Origin of the sequence: Lacicoccus qingdaonensis, from assembly GCF_900101075.1 — a bacterium.
Lineage (GTDB): Bacteria > Bacillota > Bacilli > Staphylococcales > Salinicoccaceae > Lacicoccus > Lacicoccus qingdaonensis.
Map to the genome: position 1 here is coordinate 48,127 of NZ_FNFY01000012.1, position 18,579 is coordinate 66,705.

Here is an 18,579-nt window from a genome sequence, read left to right on the forward strand (position 1 = left end):
AAATAATATTTTAAGTTTCAGCAGAAACAATAAATAATCAGTGTTAAATATAAACATCTTAAAAATAATGTATATTTTATTAGCGCTATACTTGAAACAAAATTACGAAATAGTTGTGTTATGATAATTTATATCAGGCTCCCTTACGGGTGCTTATTTAAGCAGGTTTTTGAATCAAGATTCCTTCGGTATCATTTTCGGGATATTTTTACTGCTCATATATACTGTACTGACTTCAAAAAATAAGATGATAAAAGAAAAGTTGATTTATATAAAGAGAAAAAGGATTTCAAACCGGTGTTGGGTATTACTGCTTCATTCTTTATCGGCATCGGTGCCGGCCTTTTTGGCATCGGCGGCTGTGCACTTATGACTCCGTTGATGATTATTGTGCTGAACTTCTCCCCTATGTTGCTGTTGCGACAAGCATGATCATCATATTCACTTCCAGCCTGGCCAGTTCCGTCGGTCATTTTTGCCCAGGACAATATATTGTGGGGTTACGTCATCATCCTTATCATTGTGACCTATATCGGTTCCAAAATCGGTGTGCGGATCAACCGGTCACTGGACAGTCAGACACTGTCTACGGTGCTGATATCAGGTCTTTTGATTATCGGCATTTATATGATCATCGATGCATTGCTGTAGAAAGAGACTTGTTGAACAAAAAGGATATCCATATGTAATAACCGTAATATCACGCCGGCAATATTTCAGCAATCATAACAACACAATAATCATCCGGGGCTAGTTCTGAACCATCCTCCATCTCTGTTGATTTAACTTCAGCATTTCCGGATGATTCATTATGGATATAGCCAAATGTTATATTGCGCCATGAACATTCAGTATTACACTATATCGATTTTACCGTGGTAAACTTATTTTAATTTATAAGGAGGGGATTCATATGAAACGAAGTTTGGAAAAAAGACTGGAAAATGGCACAGTTATTGTAGGGGAAGGTTATTTGTTTGAACTTGAACGCAGAGGATATCTGCAAGCAGGTTCTTTCGTTCCGGAGGTCGCATTGAAAAATCCGGAAGCACTGAAACAAACATACCGTGATTACATGAAAGCAGGTTCAGATGTGGTGCTCGCCTTCACCTATAATGCCCACAGAGAAAAAATGAGGATTATTGGCAAAGAAGATTTACTGGAGCCTTTGAACAGGAGCGCAATTCAGTTAGCAAAAGAAGTTGCCCTGGAACACCCGGAAGAAGAAGCATTGGTCGCCGGTAATATCTCAAACACTAATATTTTTGATCCCGAGGATTCTGAATCAAAAGAAAAAGTCAGAGAAATATTCAGGGAGATGGTGGGTTGGTGTAAAGAGGAGGGCGTCGATTATATTCAGGGTGAAACATTCTATTATCATGAAGAAGCACTGATTGCGCTGGAAGAAATTCAAAGACAAGGGTTGCCAGCCGTAATTACACTTGGACTGATGGGTGAAAATATTTTAAGAGACGGGTATACCGTGGAAGAGTCCTGCAAAATATTATCAGAAGAAGGTGCCCTTGTAGTAGGGATGAACTGTTTCCGCGGTCCGGACAGCATGCACCCATATCTTGAAAAAATACGTAAAGAAGTTGATGGCTATGTCGGGGGCGTTCCACTGCCATACCGTACGACAGAAGAACACCCGACTTTCTTTAATCTGCCGGACGGTGGATGCAGTTGTCACCTGCCAATGGAAACGACTTTCCCAACTGCGTTAGATCCACTGTACCATAACCGTTATGAACTGGCTGATTGGGCTCGGAAGGCGCATAATATCGGCATCAACTATATTGGGTTATGCTGTGGGGCTTCGCCGGCAATGTTGCGTTCTGTTGCTGAAGCGATAGGGCAGGAGACGATTAATTCAGAATATTCTCCCAATATGGAGAAGCACTTTTTATTTGGAAAAGACAGGACATTGAAAGACCATAACACCAGCTATAGGACAAAAGCTTGATTATCAGGGCATCATGAGACTGTACCATTGGTCTCAAACCCAGTTCAAATCTGTAAAAATGGTGCAGGTATATAACATATGCCCGCACCATTTCTTTATTTTCAATATATTCATTTACAAGCTATACATGCGATTTATTGGCACTTTCATCATTTTACGATTCTTTTTTTGCCAGTGCCCCTTAAATATTCTATTAAGGAAATAACTGTGATATGATTATTTTAATTTTCTAAAAGAATCATGGAGGACACCTGGAAGGTGCACTGGCTACTGCTGAAAAAGCTTACAATGATGTTAAAAGGATTTTCAATTTAACATAATTTTAATTATCGCTCTGAAAATTTAAAGACAGACTTTCGCTTATTTTTTCGTTTGACGGATAAGGTTATCAACGGTTAATGATGGATGAGCTCAAGATATCGACGCTGAAAGAGGCGGTACATTTTCATTCAAGTATGCCAGAATGTATGAAAACATTATTTTTGAAAAAGAAAGCAGGATGATTATGCCACAAGTTTATAGTTCTGTAAAACTTCCAGATAGTGCCGTAAAAATTATTGAAGATCAAAATATTGAACTGAATATGCATGAGAAATTGACCACACCGGACCAGGATCAGATCATCGAAAATATTAAAAACGCTGATGGATTGATTACAGGCGTCAATGTCCAGGTGCCGGCTGAAGTCATCCACGCGAACCCGGACATGAAAATGATCGCAAACGTAGGTGCCGGCTTCAACAATATCGATATTGAAGAAGCGAAGAAGCATAATATCGCGGTGACGAATACCCCGGTCCACAAGTCTGTCGCATCAACGGCAGAACTCGCAGTTACATTGATGCTGACGTTGTCACGACGTGTCCTGCCCGGCCATGAAATGGCTGTAAAAAATGAGTTTGACGGCTGGCAGGTCATGGGTTACCTCGGAGGCAGCCAGGTCATCGGTAAAACACTCGCGATTGTCGGATTCGGACAGATCGGACAGTATATCGGCAAACTTGCCCAGGCATTTGATATGAAGATTCTGTATGTGGACCACGAAGAGAAAGAAACGGAGATCAATGCTGAAAAAGTGACCCTTAAAGAGGCCTTGAAAGAAGCAGATTATGTAATTGCACAGATGAACTACAATGAAACCTCCCATCATCTGTTCAGCAAAAAAGAATTTGAACAGATGAAAGACACTGCATATTTCATCAACACTGCACGCGGCCGTGTGGTGGATGAAGAAGCACTGTATGAAGCCCTTGAAAATAAAGAGATACAGGCTGCAGCTCTTGATGTGCATGAAAAAGAACCGCACATCAATGAAAAGCTCGCAAAGCTTGATAATGTCATTCTGACACCGCATATCGGGAATGATACTTTTGAAGCAAGGGATCAGATGGCAGAAACCGCGGCTGATCAGGCAGTCAAAGCTCTGACTGGCCAGGCGCTCGATCATCAGGTGAATAAATAAATACGGTTAAACAATGAAAGCATCCATTGAAATGGATGCTTTTTACTTCTATTTCTGATATTTTTCCATATTGTTACATTTATGGCCGCTGAAATTCCCTTTCAGTGTCATCGGTGCATCCAGGTTGACGAGAAACAAAACGAGTGTCGAGTCTTCCTTCAGCCTGAGAGATTCCAGCCTGATGGGATCATCTGTCACCGCATCCCCTTTATAAAGCGTCTCTCCCTGGACTTCTATACTGCCGTCCATAACATACAGCAATGGTGTCATGCCTTCCTTGACCGGTATCATCAGTTTTTCACCGGCACTTCCATGCACATCCATTACTGCAACGTCATTCCGCAAAACCATCGGCGGTTCCATTGTTTCAGGTCCCGCAATCAGGTTCCACTCGGAATTACGGCTGACCTCACGGTCCCAAAACTGTACATCGGGTGTCAAATCCGCCTTTTCAGGACGAATCAGTATTTGGAGCATTTCGTTCCCTTCCTCAGGTGTGGATTCTTCGTGATAAAATTCATGTCCTGCATTCATGGTCATCAATTTGTTCGGAGTAAGCAGCACTTTATTATCGGCTGTATCACGGTGGAGCATTTCACCTTTATACAGATAGCTCAGTATTTCATCATTATGATGCAGGTGCATATCAATACAGTAGTCCTGTGCCAATTTCACATGGTCGAAACGGCTGAGCGGACCGAAAGCGTAGTCCTCCCGGTCAAAATCCTGGAAAATCAATCCCGGTCTTCTCGTCTTTACTTGAAATCTGTCATCGCCATAGCGGAAGTATTGGTCATTTTTCAGTATATTCATGACATTCTCCTTACCATTATTTTACCTTCAGGCTGCGATAGCGGTTGAGTGTTCCGATGAATTCCTGTTTTCTCGGCAGTGCCAGGTTCCCTGGATGGCCGGAATAAGGGGATATTGAATCGAGTCCGTTCTTTTCGATATCATTGTATATCCGGTCGGCAGTCTCAGACATGGTCAGTCTGTCATCCAATATTTGATTTCTGAAATATTCAATCATCACCGAGATACAGTTGGTCTGACTGTCATCCACAAGCTGCTCCAGACCGGAAATTTCAATCGGTTCACGTCCGTACAATATCGTCGTCCGGCCTTTCGTTTTCAGCCTGGATTCTTTGCCTGACTTCGGAAATCCGGATTTCAGCAACACTCTTTCTGTCATTTCACCGAATGTGTTGTCTGACATATCTTCCCGCCTGTATCCTTCCGTCTCCGCAATTTCCTTTGCGGCAGCTGTCACATCTTTCAATTTGTACTCATCCATCATCAGCACACGGTCGGCAACATCGAAATAGTCTCCGGAACCGCCGACAATCAGTATCGTTGAAACATCTTTATCCTCATATAACGGTTTCACTTTGCCGGAGAACGGTGTAATCGGTTCTTTGTCCGGTGCAATCAATTTCTGCATGCGTGCATCACGAATCATGAAATTCGTCGCTGAAGTGTCTTCATCGATCAACAGCAGTCTCGTATCCGCTTCGAGTGCCTCCATTACATTCGCAGCCTGTGAAGTACTGCCGCTCGCATTCTCTGTTGAAAATGCGTGAGTATCTTTCTTTGCCGGCAGATTGTTGATGAAAGTACTGATATTCACTTTTTCAATATTTCTGCCGTCTTCCGCCCTGATTTTGGATGCATCATTTCGTGTAATGACCATCTCACGGCCGTCATCCGGTATATGGTTATAAACACCGCGTTCCAGTGCCTGGAGTAGGGTGGACTTGCCGTGATAACCGCCGCCGACAATGAGGGTGATACCTTCGCCAATTCCCATGCCTGTGACCGTCCGTCCACTCGGCAGGCTGATTTCAACTTTCAGATTTTCCGGACTTGAAAATGGCACAGCATTTTTCAACGGTTTATCCGATACACCACTGTGGCGGGGCAGGATGCTCTCGTCGGCAACAAAGGCGACAAGATCTCTCTCATCCAGCTCTTTTCGCATGTGTACCTGGTCCAGCATCATCTCCACATGTTCCCTCAGTGCTTTTTGGTCAATGTTTTGATAAAACAGTGAATCGCCTGCAATTTCAGGCAGAAGTCCGGTAATGATGCGTGCTGCAGCTCTTCCGAGTATTTTCCTGCCTGCCGCTGGCAGACCGGCTTCGAACCGGACTTCCAGAACCTGTTCATCGATGACTGTGGATGTCCGTTCCAATATTTCCTGCCCGGGACGGTCGATCATAATTTTGATATTTTTATTGTTCATATCAGATGTTTTGATTTGTTTTCTTATACTTTCTCCGAATGCACGTGTCAAAAAATCTGACACTGCGATTCTTTTATTCTTCGAGTCCAGCAGAGCAGCCGGAATACCTGCGGTTTCACGGTTCATGATCAACCGCATCTTCGATGGCGGTGCGAACGGATCGACCTGCACATGATCGATTGCGAGCCTGAAATCTTTGAACTGGTAAATTCCCTTCAACTGTTTGTAGGCCCCGTATTTCTGGCCGTCCAGATTATTCAGTTTGGATTCAAGTTGCCTGGCATCCTTCATACATATACTCCTTCTGATAAAAAAATCTCTTTTCATTACATATACCAGTTTAACAATGATTGAAAACACACAAAATCGAAGTGCACCATGATATCAGCCATTACTTATTTACCGGTCAGGCTATTTTTTCTGCCGCTTGCGGAAAAATCCCCGACGGCACAGTTTCCCGTTATATACTGTGAACAACAAAGCAAAGGAGAGATTTATTATGAAAAAAATTCTCATCAATACATTTATCGGGATTTTCATCTTTTTCATGATCGCTGCCACTTATCAGAATATGACTTTGCCGATTACAGATACCGTTCAGTTCATCGTTAAAATAGCCGTGCTGTTCTTTATCGCATCCATAGTATTAAAATCTCTTGCAAAAACATTCAGCTTATATGCAAAATAAGTTAACTGTTAAGGGGGATTTTCATGAAGACGGAATTAATTATTGATGAACAATTAAATGATGATGAAATCAAAATTCACACAAAGACTGCGACAGTCGGCGCACGCATTCTATCATTCATAGATCACTTCACGACTGACAGAGAAAATCTGGCCATCCGTTCAGATGAAGAATTTTTGATGGTTCAGAAGTCGGATATCATCTGTGCCGAGGTGCAGGATAAGACACTGACGATTTCTACAAAAGACGATGACATTGTCACAACGAAAACTTTGAGTGCACTGATGGAGGAACTGCAGTCAGAGACATTTATGAAAGTGTCAAAATCCGGGATGTTAAACATTCAGATGATCGACCGTGTGGAACCATCGTTCTCAGGAAACCTGATTGCACGCATGAAAAATGGTAATAAAGTGAGTATTTCAAGACGTTACGTATCCAAATTAAAAGAAAGGCTGGGGATTTGATGTTAAGGAATCTGATCATAACTGTATCACTATCTGTGGGTATCGGGAGTTTCATCTATTTGTTGAATGGAGTATTCGGCGCAACCGTTGGAGCCGACCCTGCAGAAATAATATCTGTATGGATTGCATCCGCCCTTATAGGTGTGGCATCTGCACTGCATCATACTCAGATGGCAAGCACCCTGGCCATGGTCATACAGCTCGGCACCGGAATCATCGCATTTACCACAATCGCCGTGTTCAACGGATGGATCGCACTCAACACAACAGACATTATCTTCTATGCCGGTGTAATATTTGTCATTATGCTCATCATTTTTGTCGTGTTCTACCTGCTGTCCGTATTCGACAGCAGAACAATCAATGAGAAATTGAATAAAAAGTAAAATTGAAACATAGTTGGACTATCCGGTAAAAGCGGATAGTCCATTTTTCTTCGGAAATGTTCACAAATCGTCAATTGCATCCTGAGCTGTTAAATGATAAGTTTCAAAATAGAGAGATTATGATTTTTTGCTCAAGTTGGTTGAGGCAGTCCAGCTTGATCAGCTGTAAAAGATATTAATATAATAACTGAAGCACATGCCTCACGACATACTCAAAAATCATACAGGAGAGACCAGGATGTTAGCCTTAATTCTATTTATCATTACAGCAGCCGCCCTATATCAGTTAGTGATTGGCTGTGTAAAATCAGTCAGACAGGAAGACCCATTTTTCCCTTTTTTGTACAGTACAATACTATTCCTCGCAGCAATCGGTGTCCTTGTCTATTTTACTTTTAATAATTTTTTATTTTTAGACACAAATTTAGAAAATGTCACTTTACAACTTACAATACTCTGGTTGATCAGCACTGTCGTTCCTCTGATCTTTTTAATCAGAAATACCGCATTGAAGAAGCCGCTGACCAGATCCATTGTGGTTTCAAGCGTATCCTTCTCCATGTTTTTAATCATACTGTCGTTATATTTATCCATTGTATTGCTTTAAATATTAAAATATAAAAGTAAATGTCATTAACCGCAGCAGTGGAGCTGTTACCTCCTAAATTTACAGATGAAATAAAAAGTCTGTAAATCTCAGGAGGTTTTTTATGACCAGAAATCGTAGAAGTATATTTAAACTGATAGCCAGGCAAAAAATGTTTTATATTAATATGAACTGCCCAGATTCAATGATAAATGGTACAGTAGTTAAAACAATGATTTTATCTCTTTAGACACGGGGGAGTCTGCCCAGTTTATTTGGAGCAATTTAGTAATTAATATCATTTTGGATAAGTTCTTCAGGAAAGAGGGAGCACAATGAGTTTGGATAAAGACCGTACCGACGCCTTTTCTCCACGATCAATGGTTTCACTATTAACCCTGGTCTTAGCCATTGGCACATTGATATGGGTGAATTTTAATGTGAACATTCCGGAGCCTGTAGTGTTAAGGGAGATGATCCAAAGCTACGGCTGGGCCGGCTGGCTGGTTTTTATCGGTATTACAGCTCTGATTGCCATTACACCAATACCCGTCACCATACCCGCCCTTGTGGCAGGTTCTCTATACGGTGTTATAGCCGGCAGCTTGTTCTCGTATACAGGCGTATTGATCGGCTCCTGGCTGGCTTACTGGCTGGCAAGACTGACCGGCCGGGACCTGACCTTCAAACTCCTTGGCCGTCACGGACCGACGGTTAAAAAGTATTTGGGGAACGCAGGCTTTATATCAATGTGTACAGCAAGGCTGATGCCGGGTCTGCCATACTGGCCGGTCAATTACGGAGCAGGGGCTTTAGGCGTCAATCAGTCCGCTTTTTTAGCAGCCACCGTTATCGCCTCCATCCCCGGACAAATCTCACTCGTCTCAATCGGTGCCTTTGCAGTCAATCAATCCCTCTTTAACGGTACCGTGCTCGTCACTGCCTGGATTCTAGTCCTCATATCCACATGGATTTCCTACCAGTACTGGCGCAATACACGAAATAAGCGGGATGAATGATTGGCAGAGGACACCATGCGTCAAATTGACCGAAAAAACTTTGGAAATCTCAGTATAAAACGCTATGAACACGGGTATATCAGTGTTCATAGCGTTTTTTTATCTGTCTGACTGGTTTCAGTTTCGTTTTAATTAATATTGCTCATTCAAAAGAATAGCCATTGACTGTATCTTACCTTCGTGAAGGGCTTCATGCAGAATCATGAACGCGGAAAGATCATCACTTCTTGTGATACCCAAAAATTCTTCATCCAGTTCCTCGTCCAACTTTTCCTGAGACACCTGGCTGTACTCGTCCACATGACTTTCCAATACTTTCCTGATTTCCTCTTTATCCGGAGTATCATCATCAAAATCTGCAGGGGAAGTGCCGTTGTCGAAATATTTGTCGAAACGTTCTTTTACAGAAGAATCCTTGCCTGTCAGCCTGATGATTTCACCTTCCATAAATGTGGCAATATGTCCAAAATGCCACAACAGATTGTTATTATATCCGGCAGGAATCACTTCGATAAGGCTGTCGTCGATTTCGTCCATGGACTTGATTACCATTCCTCTGACTGATTTCAACTGAAAGTGAAAACGTTCTTTTGACAATTGAATAACCTCCAATATCATAATATCTTCCACAGTTATTATATTACCGGAATCGATCTTCCTGAAACAAAAGGATAAGTGATTATTATTCCTTGTACAAATTAAAAAGGTGAATCATCACCCGCCATCCATCGTGATAAAGGCACAAAAATGATAACTGTCAAAAAAAAAAAAAAACAGAGCTGGAATGATTCCAGCTCTGCCTCTCTAAAATTCAGTTTGCCTACTTGTAGCTGCTGTCCGTTTATTTGCCGTCGTGGTACTAATCATCTTTTTTATCGTATTTATCTTTGTCCTTTTTGTCGAACGGCTTCACTTTGAAATCGAGTTTGGCATCATTGCCATGCTTATCCGCGAAATATACTGACACATCGTCCCAGGCCTTCAATTCTGACAGACCCAATTTGAAATCACCATGCTTGTCCGCATTGGTTTCATAAACTTCACCATTTGGCAGCATCACTTTGACATAGCCGTGAGGCACCGTTTCACCTTTGGCAACAAAGTCGTCTTTACCGAATGTACCATGGACATATGCTTTATAATAGCCCAACGTATTCACTTTATCTTTTTTGACGTAATCTTTTTTATAATCATGATCGCCTGTGTATTCTACTTCACCGTTATCGTCATCGTAGTAATCATCGTCTTGAGTACTGGTATCAGTTGTGCTGTCATCCTGAGTGCCGGTTTCTGCAGCGCCGTCATCTTGAGTGCCGGTATCAGCTGTGCTGTCATCCTGAGTGCCGGTACCGCCAGTTGGAGCGTCAACGCCATCGATGTCCAGGTCGAGTACTTCACCAGTGTTGGCATCGATTTCGAAATCATATTCTACACCATCAGTGACAAATTCGAATTCGTAATACTGTCGGCCGTCATCCGTGTCCAACTCAAAGTCATCCATAGCTCCGATAGAATCAACACCCGCTGCATCCATAGCAATCGACAATGCTTCATCCTCACTTATTTCCTGTGCGCTGGCCTGGGGAGCGAATAACAACATCGACTCGACCATGACTGATGCGATACCTGCCGTCATCTTACGAATGGAATACTTATTCTGCCTTTTCGTGATGCCTTCGTGCTGTGGATTTTTGTACATAATTAGCCTCTGTTGAGTTTAGTTTAGCAGTTACATCTTTGATATCGCCGATTGTAAAATTAAGCTAGACACATAAAAAGGGCACCCATGATACACTCAAAATAGTTTTCCGACCAAAGAAATCATAGGAGTGATCACGCATGACCCATACCCATATTACCACGGATGAACTGATAATCATAGAAGCCTACTTCCATCAAGAGACACCGATTTCACAGATTGCGAAACGGATTGGACGTGCCTAAAGACATGGACTTCAACACGGTCGATCAGGCTTTTGTCTCATCCGTCGCTGCAAGAAGAAACCACATCCCGAGAAAATCACTAAACTACTGCCGCCGCTGGAAGTCTTTTTGAGTTACATGGGGGATAGAGAACTGTCTAGCTTATTTTGACAAACGATAATAATTAAAGAATGCCTGCTTACCAGTCGAGTAAGCAGGCATTTTATGCTATTTGATAATCATCACAGGTGTATTGATGCGTTTTGCAGCCTTATGAGTTACATGACCAAGGACATGTTTAATATCCATTTTAAAACGTTTATTGCCCATTACTACCCAGCGTATCAGATTCCCACGGTTTTCAATACACCATTTATCGTAAATGTTTCAATAAACATTGCCATCACTTCAATTGACTCTTCACAGCCGCCTTTGAGCCATTTTAAAAGTATACCAATATGGGCGTTTGTGATGTAAGTAATCAAATAATCAGTAAATATTTCAGAATCCAGTTCAACACCGAATTCTCTGCTTTTCACTTTATAAAAATCAAACATATGCTGTGAAAAATATTTTGCAAGTTCTGCGCTGCCGAGACTATTTGCAATAACGAGTACGCGTTTGCGGTTATCTTTAAGATACTGGAACACTTTCAGAATAGTATTGTTAAGATCGTTCTCATCCACATCTTTAAAACTGCTACCTGTAATATTTTTGTAAAGCAGCTGTTCAATATCCGTCATCATCGAATTTTGATAACTTTCTATCAGTTCGTACTTGTCTTTGTAATAAGTATAAAATGTGCCCCGGTTAATCATGGCTTCTGAACTTATATCCTGGATGGTTATGCTTTCAAACGACTTTTTCTCAAGTAGGGTAATGATGGCATTGTCAATTGCATTTAGTGTTTTCTGCACTCTTAAATCTTTTTTCAAAAATAAACAACCTTTCTATACAATGTGTTGGTTATCCCACAAAAAAAGATATATCAACCATTGAAGAATAATTTAATCGCCTTATAATGAGTTATTGTACAACGTGTACGATAACTTTAACACAAAAAATGAAGGATGATTAAATGTTACAGGATTTTAAATTTGTATTTAAAAAACCGTTGTTATTAATATCTCTAGCAGTCATCTCACTGTTTCCGGTTATATATTCATTGACATTTCTCGGTGCAATGTGGGACCCATATGACCACACAGGAGATATGCAGTTCCATATAGTAAATGAAGATGCAGGCAACGAAGATATAGAGCTCGGAAAAGAAATCGAAGCTGAGCTGAAAGATAACGACCAGCTGGACTGGCAATTTTCTACTCTGGAAAAAGCAGAAGAAGCGATTAAAAGCGGAGAATCATACGGCTATCTGGAAATCCCCGCAGATGCTTCTGATAATGCCATGACCTTCTTAAGCGAATCGCCGGAAAATGTAAACCTTAAACTAAAGACAAATCCGGGATTCAATTTCATCGGTTCAATTATGTCTGAACAAGCCGGTTCAGTCTTGGTCGAGACAGTTCAAAAAGAAATTACAGAAACATATACCAAAACATTGATTAGCGAACTCGGCAGTTTGTCCGACCAGAGTGATGAGGCACAAGATACCATTGCTGAGCTGAAGAACGGTGCAGTCGCGCTTGACGATGGACTTGGCCAGCTCGAAGACAGCTCAGCGCAGTTAACAGAAGGCGCAAACAACCTTGAAAGCGGCGCTTCGCAAGTCAGCGAGGGAGCAGCAACACTGTATAATGGTGAACAGCAATTTACAGAACAGATCACTCAGCTGGCACCAATGCTTGGAAATTACGCACAGCCGGTTCAAGGTGCACAGTCAGAACTTGAAAATGGAGCAGGCCAGTTAAATGAATCCAGCACACAGCTTGCTGGCGGCGCTTCTGAATTGAATTCAGGTATTGTGCAAATGAACGGCAGTATCAGCGAGTTGAAAGCAGGCTCCAGCGAAATGGCAGAAGCACTTACAGAGGTTGATACCAGATTTAACGAGCTGCTTGCGGACATAGAAGAACAGAATATTGTTTTCAGTGATGAGGGAGCAGAAGCGATTGCAAGTCCTGTTAACCTGGATATTGAATCCATTGTGGATACACAAAACTATGCGCAGAGTTTTGCACCGTTAGTTATTGCAGTCAGCCTGTATATCGGAGCTATTACATTTAATGTTGTATACCCGATGAATAAAATATTCGAAAATAAGAAAAATGTATTCAGCCAGTGGCTCAGCCGCGGTCTGCTGTTTTTATCTCACTCGGTAATCATTACAACTCTGCTGTATGCTACAATTGTCTGGATAATGCAGATTGAGATTGCCAGCCACTGGAGATTTTACTTTGCGATGCTTGTATGGTCACTCGTTTCCATTTCCATTATAGGATTGCTGGTAATGATATTCGGCAACTTCGGCAAATTCCTCGGAATCGTACTGCTGATTGTACAGTTATCATCAAGCGGCGGAACTTTCCCGATAGAAACTGCAAACAATTTCTATCAAACGCTTTATGAATTCCTGCCGATGGCATTCGTCGTGTCTGGCTTTAAAGATGCGATTTTCGGCCAGGCATTTAACATGGAATTCAGCACAATAATGTATACCCTGATAGCAACAGCTGCTGGTGCTTACCTGCTCGTATTGTTAGTATTATGGCTGAAAGATAAATTCCCTAAGTATGAAGAAAAAGCGAATAAAATGGCCAAATTTGAAAACTAAAAGTTCAGCCCGCTGACCGAGCGGGCTTTTTTCTGCAAAAATTCTCCAGTAATGTACACCTACTGAGGATTGTATGATATGAGACGGAAACAAATTGATGAAACTCAAGATTCCGGAGTTATTGTATGGAGGGGTTCTTCAAATAAAATAGTTAAGCGTTTTATTTATTCTATTTTATTATTTATTGCAATTGTACTGATTGGTGCGACTTTAAGATCGCCAATCTCTCCTGTCAGGCCGCTTGTACCATTCTTTACCGAAGAACTGAATAGAAGCACTACTATGGTTGGTTTTATGAATATTCTGCTGCTCGTCGTTTTTGATTTGTTCTCACCGTTCATTCCGAAAATCTCCAAAAAATACGGTATGGGATTTACACTGATGATTTCCATGATTGTGCTGACAGTAGGAATTTAGGTGTGCGGCGCAGAGACAACTATTACTTTCGCCACTTTCCTACGTCAGTATGAACTGTATCAGGTTCCCGGAATCCCAAAGTCTACACTTTAATCTCAGCCTTTTTCAAAGACACTTCCAGTGGTCTTAACTATTTAATTATTCAATCAATAAGCTCAAGTTACTCTAAAATATCAATATAGCAAATAAAATTAGATTTTAATTATGCTGATAACCATCTTTTAACATTCTATCAATAATATAAAAACTAGATAGCAGTACAGTTACAGATTTGAATTTGAATTGTGTTTGTTTCAATTCACATAATTTGTGATTTACTTGACGTATCTTTGTAAAGTACTACAATGATGTTAAATAGAATAGATTCGCACTAGGGGCGTTTTTATAAACTGAGATGAGGGTAACCTCAGACCCTTTGAACCTGATCCAGTTAAAACTGGCGTAGGAAAGTGTTACATCGATACAGTTGTATATCTATGTCCTTGTGGGCATATAAATTACTCTCGATACGTAACTTTCCTATGAAGGCTGCGTATTTTTTTATTCTAAAAAATTATAGGAGTGATTTATTTGACAAGGACAGTTTTAGTAACAGGAAGCGGAAGAGGACTTGGCAGCTATATCGTAAAAGCGCTAAGTGAAAAAGGCTTTAATGTCATAATTAACTACAACAACAGTAAAGAAGAGTCGGAGAAGTTAAAAAAAGAAATTGGAGCACAAGCCATTGCGATTCAAGCGGACATTACAGACCGTGAAGCAGTTGAACAGTTAGTTAAAAAAGGAACTGAACATTTTGGCCAGATTGATGTTGTTGTAAACAATGCACTCGTTAATTTTAAATTTGATCCAACCACTCAAAAAGCATTTAAAGATTTAACTTATAAAGATTACGAGCAACAGTTAGACGGGACACTAAAAGCTGCATTCAACGTATCACAAAGTGTAATACCACAGTTTTTAGAACGTAAAGACGGTGCAATTATCAGTATTGGAACGAATCTATATCAAAATCCTGTAGTACCATATCACGAGTACACTACTGCAAAAGCTGCTTTAATTGGATTCACCAGAAACGTTGCAGCAGAACTTGGACAGTATGGTATCCGAGCAAATGTTGTTTCTGGCGGTTTACTGAAAACAACAGACGCAAGTGCAGTCACAACACCAGAAGTATTTGATTTAATCGCACAGTCCACACCATTGAGAAAAGTAACAACACCACAAGACGTTGCTAATATGGTTGTTTATCTTTGTTCTGAGGCAGCAGATGGGGTTACAGGACAAAACATCACGGTAGACGGCGGACTTACTATGAACTAGGCGGTATATATTATGAATAATTCTAAACAGTTAAATATAGGAATTTTAATGTATGGTGTGGGTCATCATCAGGCAGCATGGTTAGAAGATGATTCGAGTGTCAATGAATTCACGACAATTGATTATTATGAAAATCTGGCAAAAATTGCAGAACGCGGAAAATTTGATGCCGTATTTTTTGCAGATTCACAAGCCTTCCCCGCAGATAGTCCAACAAAATTACCAGCGAGTTATTTTGACCCAGTTGTTGCATTAACTGCTATGAGTAAAGTCACAGATAACGTTGGACTAGTTTCAACTATTTCAGGTACATTTAATAACCCATTTACCACAGCAAGACAGTTACTCACACTGCAACACATAACAAAAGGACGCATGGGATGGAATCTAGTGACATCAATGACCGACCGCGAAGCACAAAACCACAGTATACCTGAATTGCCTGAGAGAGCCGTTCGTTATAAGAAAGCGGATGAATTTGCTGAAGTCATGAATAAATTATTTGAATCGTGGTCAATTGAAAGCTACAAGCCAGATAAAGAAAATAACACAATTACTAAAAATAAAAATATTCAGCCATTCAATCACAATGGTGAGAACTTCCAAGTCAAAGGGCCGCTAACTTTACCTTTAAGAAAAGAGGGTAAGCCAGTGGCTATGCAAGCCGGGGCTTCAAAAGAAGGTGTTGCACTTGCTGCGAAATATGCTGATGCCGTCTATTCAGTTTCCTGGAACTTAAGACAAGCAAATATTTATCGTGAAAAATTAAATCAAGCCATAAAAGAAAGCCGTCGTCCAGACAACTATATCAAAGTATTTCCAGGACTAGTGACTTACGTGGGTAAAACAAGAGAAGAAGCGCAAGAAAAGAAAGCAAAATTAGACAACCTACTTCCAATCGATACTGCACTTAATCAGCTCGAATTCTTTATTCAGCAAGATACAAAATCATGGAAACTCGACGAAAAAGTACCAAAATTGCCACCAGTCGAAGAATTCAAAGGACCTGTTGGACGTTATCAAACTGTTTTAGAAATTATAGAAGACAGAAATCCCACAGTCAGAGAATTACTCGGTTATCTCAACGCTGGAGGTGGACATTTAACACTCGTTGGCACACCTGAAGAAATTGTCGATGAATTAGAAAGATGGATGAATGAAGGTGTCGCAGATGGATTTAACTTAATGCCTCCAACACTCCCGGGAAGTCTTGAAGACTTTGTCGACTTAGTCATTCCGGAAATGCAAAAACGCGGCATTTTTAGAAAAGATTATAACGGTGAAACGTTTAGAGAAATGCTGGAACTCGATAAACATTAAGCTATATGATTCCTAGGTACACCTCAATTTTACGCTGTGTTTTTATATTGGGGCTGGGACATAGATATCTCCAGAAAAATAATAACTTTTGAGAACTTATGTCCCCCAGCCCTAAGAGTGAAGGTTATAAGGGCTGAATTGCTTATTGATATCCCGGTAAAAGAGTATGAAGTCAAAACTCACAAAAACAGCAACAGCTTAAACTCAGGTTTTCGCTTATATAAATCATTTTGCGGCAGACAGAGAAAATTTAATTATTCATTCCAATGTCAAAAAAGAGATCAGCGTTCAGAAAATCAATAATTATATATATAGTATATTTGTTAATAGGTATAGCTTTCGGACTTTTAGAAGTTTATTTTGTTAAAAACAAACAGATGCATAAAATGGATTTACCAAGCATTATTTTGATAGCTTCTACAGCTCTATCTATACCATTTAGTGTCACTCACTTTTGGTGCTAGTTTCATCCTATTTCAAGTTGTAGTACTTATGGGATTATATATAGAGGATTTGATAAATAAAAATAGAGAAAGTGATAAGATGAAATTTAAAGACTTATAATTCGAGAAATTTCATTGTATCTTGATACTTAACTCACCGTTCTAACAATTTGGGGCGGTGAGTTTATAACAAGTTTTCTTGTCATAATCAAATCTAGTTCCTGGATCACTTATGATACACTTCAGCGTATCAGTCTTTGATGCGGTTATTAAAAGGATAATGATACCTACATCTTTCTTGAATTCTATTCGGCAATCATACATATTTAATATGTGTGATCAGGGTCTACACTAAATAGACACTCAAAGGGTATTATGAAATTTGACGTTAATTTGCGTTTATTTGAGTATTACTTTACATGTGTAGCTTTAAGATGAAGTTTGACATGAGTATCTCCCAAATCTGTATTCTACACTAAACAATAAAAACTTATTTTAACAAAAACTGATTGAAATTGGTTTTTATCCAGCATACTTAAATCTGACTTTTACAAATTAGATTGATTACTTCGGATAGCGAATCTCGAACTGATACAACCTTTAGTTGAAGAAATGTATCTACTCAAATTCATTTGCAAACATACTATTTTCGCCATGCAATAAATATCTTTTATCCTTAACTACGTTATAGTAATCAATTTCTAAAAAATATGTTGCTTTACTTAGAACATCATAAAAGAAAGGGACAAAATCCAAATCTTTAAAAACATAAATTTCTATTTGCTTATCTTTATTTTGATATGCTTCAAATATACGATGGTTTCCATTGATACAATAAGGTTTATTGTTGGTTAAATAACAACTCTGAAGTACCATTACAGGATTTTTGTGATTGGGTTTTATTCGGTTTAAGTCTTTATTTATGTTACCTTGGTCAACAGCTTCAATTATATTCGATGGCGAGACTTTTATAGGTTTGATGTTTTTTTCTTTAATAAGTGTAGTAGCCTTGTCAATATCTAGGGCATACTCGAATATCCCAGTTGGGAACACTGCATATAACGAGAATGTTTCCTTACCGATTGGATGTACCACTGGGTAAGTTTTGTTTGCAAGAAATTGGTTTAAAATATCAGTCCATTTTGAGGCAACTTCACTTCCATAATTAGATTCTTTCTTCATTACTTGGATGCGTGAAGTAAAGTGTTTAAAAGGTTTGAATTCTTGAGAACTTTTTTCGTATAACTCTATTTTACTTGCCAATTAAGGTTCTGTTGCAAAGTTGAATTTATAGTATAATTTTAACAAAAAGGAGTCTTCTGTATGAACTATTTCAGATATAAACAATTTAACAAGGATGTTATCACTGTAGCCGTTGGCTACTATCTAAGATATGCATTGAGTTATCGTGATATATCTGAAATATTAAGGGAACGTGGTGTAAACGTTCATCATTCAACGGTCTACCGTTGGGTTCAAGAATATGCCCCAATTTTATATCAAATGTGGAAGAAAAAGCATAAAAAAGCTTATTACAAATGGCGTATTGATGAGACGTACATCAAAATAAAAGGAAAATGGAGTTATTTATATCGTGCCATTGATGCAGAGG

At 39.8% G+C, this 18,579-nt stretch carries 18 protein-coding genes, 3 pseudogenes and 2 riboswitches; of the genes and pseudogenes, 13 read left to right on the plus strand and 8 right to left on the minus strand.

The annotated features are described in order from the left end of the window. Positions 1-492 precede the first annotated feature (492 nt). From BLR15_RS14040 to BLR15_RS07980, 3 genes are all read left to right on the plus strand, one after another. Positions 493-651 (plus strand): hypothetical protein, encoded by a 159-nt coding sequence (locus BLR15_RS14040; protein WP_176754098.1) that lies wholly within the window; start codon positions 493-495, stop codon positions 649-651. Between the two features lie 262 nt (positions 652-913). Continuing rightward, positions 914-1,963 (plus strand): homocysteine S-methyltransferase family protein, encoded by a 1,050-nt coding sequence (locus BLR15_RS07975; RefSeq protein ID WP_092986375.1) that lies wholly within the window; start codon positions 914-916, stop codon positions 1,961-1,963. 505 nt (positions 1,964-2,468) lie between these two features. Further along, a complete protein-coding gene (locus tag BLR15_RS07980) occupies positions 2,469-3,425 on the plus strand; it encodes an NAD(P)-dependent oxidoreductase (protein ID WP_176754099.1) in 957 nt (318 codons plus the stop codon). Between the two features lie 48 nt (positions 3,426-3,473). On the opposite strand, the gene BLR15_RS07985 is transcribed toward BLR15_RS07980, so the two are convergent. Together BLR15_RS07985 and BLR15_RS07990 are read right to left on the minus strand one after the other, a co-directional pair. Then, positions 3,474-4,238: a pirin family protein gene (locus BLR15_RS07985; RefSeq protein ID WP_092986379.1), complete on the minus strand. Its 765-nt coding sequence runs from the start codon at positions 4,236-4,238 to the stop codon at positions 3,474-3,476. Positions 4,239-4,254: 16 nt separating this feature from the next. Further along, positions 4,255-5,958, minus strand: a complete 1,704-nt coding sequence (locus BLR15_RS07990; RefSeq protein WP_092986381.1) for an ABC-ATPase domain-containing protein — start codon at positions 5,956-5,958, stop codon at positions 4,255-4,257. 208 nt (positions 5,959-6,166) lie between these two features. Between BLR15_RS07990 and BLR15_RS07995 the strand changes: the two genes are divergently transcribed. The 3 genes from BLR15_RS07995 to BLR15_RS08005 are packed head-to-tail and all read left to right on the plus strand — an operon-like array spanning position 6,167 to position 7,208. After that, a complete protein-coding gene (locus BLR15_RS07995) occupies positions 6,167-6,355 on the plus strand; it encodes a hypothetical protein (RefSeq protein ID WP_092986383.1) in 189 nt (62 codons plus the stop codon). A 23-nt stretch (positions 6,356-6,378) separates the two neighbouring features. Continuing rightward, positions 6,379-6,822: a LytTR family DNA-binding domain-containing protein gene (locus BLR15_RS08000; protein ID WP_092986385.1), complete on the plus strand. Its 444-nt coding sequence runs from the start codon at positions 6,379-6,381 to the stop codon at positions 6,820-6,822. Further along, positions 6,822-7,208 carry a DUF3021 family protein gene (locus BLR15_RS08005; RefSeq protein ID WP_092986387.1) on the plus strand — a complete coding sequence of 129 codons (387 nt, stop codon included), beginning with the start codon at positions 6,822-6,824 and terminating at the stop codon, positions 7,206-7,208. The genes BLR15_RS08000 and BLR15_RS08005 overlap by 1 nt, the downstream gene beginning before the upstream one ends. Before the next feature lie 384 nt (positions 7,209-7,592). Here BLR15_RS08005 and BLR15_RS08010 read toward each other — a convergent pair whose 3' ends face one another. Continuing rightward, a complete protein-coding gene (locus tag BLR15_RS08010) occupies positions 7,593-7,802 on the minus strand; it encodes a hypothetical protein (RefSeq protein ID WP_092986389.1) in 210 nt (69 codons plus the stop codon). Positions 7,803-8,129: 327 nt separating this feature from the next. Between BLR15_RS08010 and BLR15_RS08015 the strand changes: the two genes are divergently transcribed. Continuing rightward, a complete protein-coding gene (locus BLR15_RS08015) occupies positions 8,130-8,813 on the plus strand; it encodes a TVP38/TMEM64 family protein (RefSeq protein ID WP_092986391.1) in 684 nt (227 codons plus the stop codon). A gap of 132 nt (positions 8,814-8,945) precedes the next feature. On the opposite strand, the gene BLR15_RS08020 is transcribed toward BLR15_RS08015, so the two are convergent. Both BLR15_RS08020 and BLR15_RS08025 read right to left on the minus strand, forming a co-directional pair. Further along, a complete protein-coding gene (locus BLR15_RS08020; protein WP_176754100.1) occupies positions 8,946-9,410 on the minus strand; it encodes a DinB family protein in 465 nt (154 codons plus the stop codon). 262 nt (positions 9,411-9,672) lie between these two features. Beyond that, positions 9,673-10,512 carry a PepSY domain-containing protein gene (locus tag BLR15_RS08025; protein ID WP_092986395.1) on the minus strand — a complete coding sequence of 280 codons (840 nt, stop codon included), beginning with the start codon at positions 10,510-10,512 and terminating at the stop codon, positions 9,673-9,675. A gap of 237 nt (positions 10,513-10,749) precedes the next feature. Between BLR15_RS08025 and BLR15_RS13840 the strand changes: the two are divergent. Beyond that, a pseudogene (locus BLR15_RS13840) lies at positions 10,750-10,907 on the plus strand (IS30 family transposase); the annotation flags it as partial. Between the two features lie 57 nt (positions 10,908-10,964). On the opposite strand, the pseudogene BLR15_RS14260 reads toward BLR15_RS13840, so the two are convergent. Both BLR15_RS14260 and BLR15_RS08035 read right to left on the minus strand, forming a co-directional pair. Beyond that, positions 10,965-11,072: pseudogene (locus BLR15_RS14260) on the minus strand (universal stress protein); the annotation flags it as partial. 8 nt (positions 11,073-11,080) lie between these two features. Then, complete coding sequence (locus BLR15_RS08035; protein WP_092986397.1) at positions 11,081-11,671, minus strand: TetR/AcrR family transcriptional regulator; 591 nt, start codon at positions 11,669-11,671, stop codon at positions 11,081-11,083. 143 nt (positions 11,672-11,814) lie between these two features. On the opposite strand from BLR15_RS08035, the gene BLR15_RS08040 reads away from it, so the two are divergent. From BLR15_RS08040 to BLR15_RS08055, 4 genes are all read left to right on the plus strand, one after another. Further along, entirely contained in the window at positions 11,815-13,467 is a 1,653-nt protein-coding gene (locus BLR15_RS08040) for a YhgE/Pip domain-containing protein (protein WP_092986399.1), read from the plus strand. A gap of 78 nt (positions 13,468-13,545) precedes the next feature. Continuing rightward, complete coding sequence (locus BLR15_RS08045; protein WP_092986401.1) at positions 13,546-13,884, plus strand: MFS transporter; 339 nt, start codon at positions 13,546-13,548, stop codon at positions 13,882-13,884. 19 nt (positions 13,885-13,903) lie between these two features. Then, positions 13,904-14,013: riboswitch (TPP riboswitch) on the minus strand. Between the two features lie 233 nt (positions 14,014-14,246). Then, a riboswitch (TPP riboswitch) is annotated at positions 14,247-14,349 on the plus strand. 105 nt (positions 14,350-14,454) lie between these two features. Further along, positions 14,455-15,204, plus strand: a complete 750-nt coding sequence (locus BLR15_RS08050) for a 3-oxoacyl-ACP reductase (RefSeq protein WP_092986403.1) — start codon at positions 14,455-14,457, stop codon at positions 15,202-15,204. 12 nt (positions 15,205-15,216) lie between these two features. After that, on the plus strand, positions 15,217-16,524 hold the full coding sequence (locus tag BLR15_RS08055; protein ID WP_092986405.1) for an NtaA/DmoA family FMN-dependent monooxygenase: 1,308 nt from the start codon (positions 15,217-15,219) through the stop codon (positions 16,522-16,524). A gap of 1,061 nt (positions 16,525-17,585) precedes the next feature. On the opposite strand, the gene BLR15_RS08060 is transcribed toward BLR15_RS08055, so the two are convergent. After that, positions 17,586-18,230 (minus strand): hypothetical protein, encoded by a 645-nt coding sequence (locus BLR15_RS08060; protein ID WP_092986407.1) that lies wholly within the window; start codon positions 18,228-18,230, stop codon positions 17,586-17,588. A gap of 60 nt (positions 18,231-18,290) precedes the next feature. Between BLR15_RS08060 and BLR15_RS08065 the strand changes: the two are divergent. Next, positions 18,291-18,579: pseudogene (locus tag BLR15_RS08065) on the plus strand (IS6-like element IS257 family transposase); the annotation flags it as partial.